We start from the raw sequence: 4836 nt of genomic DNA, 5'->3' as shown, positions 1-4836 counted from the left end.
TGCGCACCCGGGGCGCCGGGCAGCCGGTGAGGAGCCGGTGCACGGAGCTCCAGGCCGCGGTGTGCGCGGCGGCGACCCGCACGGGACTGTCGTCCAGCAGCCGCAGCCACGCGCCGCACTCCCGGGGCAGCACGCTCACCCCGTAGGTGACGCCGTGGCCGGCCAGCGCCTCGTGCAGGGTGTCGGCGACCTCCTCGGCCGGCACCCGGTCGGTGACGACGAAGAGGGAGCCGACGTGGTCGTGCCCGGCGAAGACCGCGGGGCCGGTCACGCTGTCGCCGGGCGTCCGGGTGTCCGCGGCCAGCCGCTGGGTGTCGAGGGCCAGCAGCGTGCCGTCGGGCCGGACGATCCGCAGGTCGGCCGCGACCACCCGGTAGTCGTGGCGTTCGCCGCGGGCGAGCCGGCCCGCGGTCACGGTGTCCCCCAGGACGACCGTGCCGCCGGGGGCGACCGTGACCTCGGTGCGCTGGTAGAAGCGGGCATCCGCGAACGGGATCAGGGGGTCCGGCAGGTACTCGACGTACGATCCCTCGTCCGCCGTCAGGTGGACCCGCTGGCTGGCGTAGTCGTGTTCCATCCGGAACACCTTGGTCGCGGACTGGGTGGTCAGGTGCACCTGGCTGCCCGGGCCGCACCGGAAGTCCATCCGGTAGCGGTCGGCCTGGGCGACGCCGCCGCCGGTGGCCATCAGGCAGACGTAGGCCATGCCGGGCATGGCGGGGTCGGTCCACAGCGGCCGGATGATCTGGAGCGGTGTCTTCTGGTACCGCTCCACGAGCTCGGTGCGCCCACCCCGCACGGCGAAGGCCAGGTCGAGGATGCCGACCTTGGCCGGGGAGCCGGCGGCGAGCGTGTCCGGCACGGATCCCAGGGCCGCCACCTCGGTGGGCAGCCGTTCGACGCCGTAGTACCCGGGGGCGAGCCGGTCGGGCCGGGTCCTGTGCGAGGTGGGCGGCACGTCAGATCAGCACCTTGCGGCGTGCTTGCAGGAAGCCGGCCACGTCCTCGACGCCCGCCCCGGTCAGGCAGTCCGTCAGGACGACAGGGCGGTCCTCCCGGACCCGGTGGGCGTCGGACTCCATGACGCCGAGGTCGGTGCGCACGTACTGCGCGATGTCGATCTTGTTGATGACGAGCAGGTCCGAGTCGGTGATGCCCGGGCCCCGCTTGCGCGGCATCTTCTCGCCTTCCGCCGTGTCCAGGACGAACACGAAGACGTCGACGAGGGCGGGGCTGAACGTCAGGGTGAGGTTGTCGCCGCCGGACTCGTAGAACAGGGTGTCCGTGTCCGGGAAGCGCTCCAGCATCTCGGCGCCGGCCGCGAGGTTCATCGTCGGGTCGTCGCGTACGGCGGTGTGCGGGCAGGCCCCCGTCTCGACGCCGACCACGCGCTGCGGCTCCAGGACGCCGTCCAGGGTGCGCCGGATGTGCTGGGCGTCCTCCTGGGTGTAGATGTCGTTGGTGATGACGGAGGGGCGGTGGCCGCGCGCGATCAGCAGCGGCACCAGCGCCTCGATGAGGGCGGTCTTACCGGATCCGACCGGTCCGCCGATCCCGACGCGCAGTACGTTGTCGTCCATGGTGCTCCCTGGGTGAGTCGATGGGTGGGTCAGCTGGCGAAGAGCCGGGCCTCGGCCCGTTCGTGACGGCCCGACATGATGTCCGAGGCGAAGACGGTGGCACCGACGTCGGCGAGTTCCCGCCGCAGCGCCGCCTCCACGGTCCGCTCGATGACGGGCGCCACGGCGTGCAGCATGGTCTGGGCCCCGCGGTGGTCGGTCAGTCTCAGGCGCAGGGCCGCTCCCGCGAAGCTCGCGCAGAAGGCGAACAGGTCGGAGGCGACGGCCTGGCGGACCGGCACACCGGTGGCGGCGTAGACGATCCCGGCCGCCACCGCCTGGGTCCCGGGCACCTCACGGCGTACGACGCGTCCGAAGTAGTCCTCGATCTCCGGCCGGCCGTAGACCTCGCTCGCGAGGTCGAGGAGCTGCCGGCCGGTGCGGGTGGCGGCCCGGCGCATCTCCTGCCCGAGCTTGGTGGCGAACAGGTGCTCGTCCACCGCCGCCACGGTCTCCGGCTGCCCGGCCCGGGTGGCCCGGTGGGCCAGGGCCAGTGCGGTGGCGTCGGCCGGGCCGACCCCGTGCAGCAGCAGCGACTCCAGCAGCTCGGGCAGGGTCGCGGCGTCGACCGCCCCGGCCTGGGCGAAACCCTCCAGGCTGTGGGAGAGCGTGTAGAAGCCGCTCGGGAAGGCCGAGTCGGTCAGCTGGAGGCTGACCAGCAGCTGGCTCAGGGGCGGCTCCCCGGCCCCCGCCCCCGTCCGGGGGCCTGGGCCGGGGGTGTCGCGTTCTTCCTGGTACATCGTCTAGACCAGGAAGAACAGGTGGTTGAGGGGGAGGCTCTCGGCCGGGTCGATGGTGGCGACCTTGCCGTTGAGGGTGACCTTGAACGTCTCCGGGTCGACCTTGATGTCCGGCAGCGTGTCGTTGCGGACCATGTTGTGCTTGCCGATGGTCCGGGTCCGGCGCACCGGCAGGACCCTCCGTTCCAGGCCGAGTTCGGCCGGGACGCCGGCCGCGATACCGGCCTGCGACATGAACGTCACGTGGGTGGCCTGCTGGGCCTTGCCGTACTGCCCGAACATGGGCCGGTAGGTGACCGGCTGCGGGGTGGGGAGCGAGGCGTTGGGGTCGCCCATCTGCGCCCAGGAGATGATGCCGCCCTTGATGACCATCTTCGGCTTGGCGCCGAAGGAGTGGATGGGCCAGAGCACGATGTCGGCGAGCTTGCCCTTCTCGATCGACCCGATGTGGTCCGCGATACCGGTGGCGATGGCGGGGTTGATGGTCACCTTCGCGAGGTAGCGCAGGACCCGCTGGTTGTCGTTGCGCTCCGAGTCGCCCTCCAGCACACCGAGCTTGTCCTTGCAGTGGTGGGCGGTCTGGAAGCAGCGGGTCACGGACTCCCCGACGCGGCCCATGGCCTGCGAGTCGGAGGAGAACATGCTGATGACGCCGAGGTCGTGCAGGACGGTCTCGGCGGCGATGGTCTCGGCGCGGACCCGGCTGTCGGCGAACGAGACGTCCTCGGGGATGTCATGGCTGAGGTGGTGGCAGACCATGACCATGTCCAGCAGCTCGTCCACCGAGTTCTTGGTGTACGGCAGCGTCGGGTTGGTCGAGGACGGCAGCACGTTCGGCTCGCCCGTCACCCGCAGGATGTCGGGGGCGTGCCCGCCGCCCGCGCCCTCGCTGTGGAAGGTGTGGATGGTGCGGCCGTCGATCGCCGAGCGGGTGTCCTCGAAGAACCCGCTCTCGTTGAGGCTGTCGGTGTGGATGGCGACCTGGACGTCGTGCTCGTCGGCGACGCTCAGGGCGTTGTCGATCACGGCGGGGGTGGCCCCCCAGTCCTCGTGGACCTTGAGGGCGCAGGCGCCGGCGGCGATCTGCTCCTTGAGCGCCTCCGGCAGGCTGCCGTTCCCCTTGGCCATGATCCCGAGGTTGACGGGGACGTTCTCGGCCGCCTGGAGGATGCGGCCGATGTTGTACGGGCCGGGCGTGCACGTCGTTCCGTTCGAGCCGTCGGTCGGGCCGGTGCCGCCGCCGATGAGGGTGGTGATGCCGTTGGTGAGGGCCTGTTCGGCCTGCTGGGGCGCGATGAGGTGGACGTGGGTGTCGATGGCGCCCGCCGTGGCGATGAGGTGCTCGCCCGCGATGGCCTCGGTGCCGGGCCCGATGATCAGGCCGGCGTCGACCCTGTCCTGGGTCTGCGGGTTCCCCGACTTGCCGATGCCGACGATGAAGCCGTCCTTGATGCCGATGTCGCACTTGACGACGCCGACGAGGGGGTCGATGACGACCACGTTGGTGATGACGGTGTCGAGAGCCCCCTGGGCGGAGGTCGCCTGCGGGTCGGACGCCATGCCGTCACGCATGGTCTTGCCGCCGCCGTAGAGGACCTCGTCCCCGTACTGGCCCTCGCTGTAGTCCTTCTCCACCTCGACGATCAGGTTCGTGTCGCCCAGGTAGAAGCGGTCGCCGACCGTCGGGCCGAACATGTCGGTGTACTGCTTGCGCGGCAGGATGGGCATCAGTGCGAACCCTTCTTCTGCTTGGAGTCCTTCTGTTTCTTGGGCTTGTCCGTGCTCTCCTGGCCGCCGTTCTCCCCCGCGGCGGGCCTGCCCTCCGTGCTGCTCCGCGCGCCGGCGAAGCCCCGTTCGATCGCCTTGCGGACGGCCTCGACCCGGGCGGGGTGCGAGACGAGGCTGCCGTTGAGCAGCCCGCTGAAGCCGACCAGCCGCCCGGTGCCGGCGTACTCGCACAGCTCGACCTCGCGCGTACCGCCCGGCTCCACGCGTACGGAGGTGCCGGCGGGGATGTTGAGGTGCATGCCCAGCGCCTTCTGCCGGTCGAACGACAGCGCGGAGTTGACCTCGAAGAAGTGGTAGTGCGACCCGACCTGGATCGCCCGGTCACCGGTGTTCTCGACGGTGAGCCGTGCGGTCCGGCGGCCGGCGTTGATCTCGACGGGATCCTCGCCGTACAGGTACTTCTGGCGGAATGTCATGCGGTGCTCCTGGTGACGTGGCCCGCTCCCGCGTGCGGGAGCGGAAGGGGGTGTCCGTGGCCGTGTTCCTCGCCCGGGTGATGCGTGTGGGAGTGGGAGTGGGAGTGGCCGTGTCCCTCGACCGCTGGGTGCGTGTGCGAGTGCCCGTGGCCGTGGTCGTGTCCCTCGCCCGGCGGGTGCGTGTGGGAGTGCCCGTGGTCGTCGGCGGCCGTCAGTCCGGCCGCGATGCCGTCGTCGTGCCGCTGCGTCCACCGCCTGTCTCTTATACACATC

5 protein-coding genes and 1 pseudogene are annotated in these 4836 nt (G+C 71.1%); all 6 read right to left on the bottom strand.

From position 1 onward, the window contains the following. A partial coding sequence (locus IH13_RS36870) for an urease accessory protein UreD (RefSeq protein WP_031081896.1) occupies positions 1-958 on the bottom strand: 958 nt, incomplete at its 3' end. A 1-nt stretch (position 959) separates the two neighbouring features. Then, the gene (ureG, locus tag IH13_RS0106695) at positions 960-1580 is read right to left on the bottom strand and encodes an urease accessory protein UreG (protein WP_031081894.1); all 621 of its coding nucleotides are present in this window, start codon (positions 1578-1580) and stop codon (positions 960-962) included. 29 nt (positions 1581-1609) lie between these two features. Next, positions 1610-2359: an urease accessory protein UreF gene (locus IH13_RS0106690; RefSeq protein WP_031081892.1), complete on the bottom strand. Its 750-nt coding sequence runs from the start codon at positions 2357-2359 to the stop codon at positions 1610-1612. A 3-nt stretch (positions 2360-2362) separates the two neighbouring features. Further along, the gene (gene ureC / locus IH13_RS0106685) at positions 2363-4087 is read right to left on the bottom strand and encodes an urease subunit alpha (protein WP_031081891.1); all 1725 of its coding nucleotides are present in this window, start codon (positions 4085-4087) and stop codon (positions 2363-2365) included. Beyond that, positions 4087-4563, bottom strand: coding sequence for an urease subunit beta (locus IH13_RS0106680; protein WP_031081889.1), 477 nt, complete (start codon positions 4561-4563; stop codon positions 4087-4089). The genes ureC and IH13_RS0106680 overlap by 1 nt, the downstream gene beginning before the upstream one ends. Beyond that, a pseudogene (locus IH13_RS42095) lies at positions 4560-4836 on the bottom strand (cobalamin biosynthesis protein CbiX); the annotation flags it as partial. The gene IH13_RS0106680 and the pseudogene IH13_RS42095, both read right to left, overlap by 4 nt.

Origin of the sequence: Streptomyces sp. NRRL WC-3549 (assembly GCF_000721935.1) — a bacterium.
Taxonomy (GTDB): Bacteria; Actinomycetota; Actinomycetes; order Streptomycetales; family Streptomycetaceae; genus Streptomyces.
This window is presented reverse-complemented; position numbering and strand designations above follow the sequence as displayed.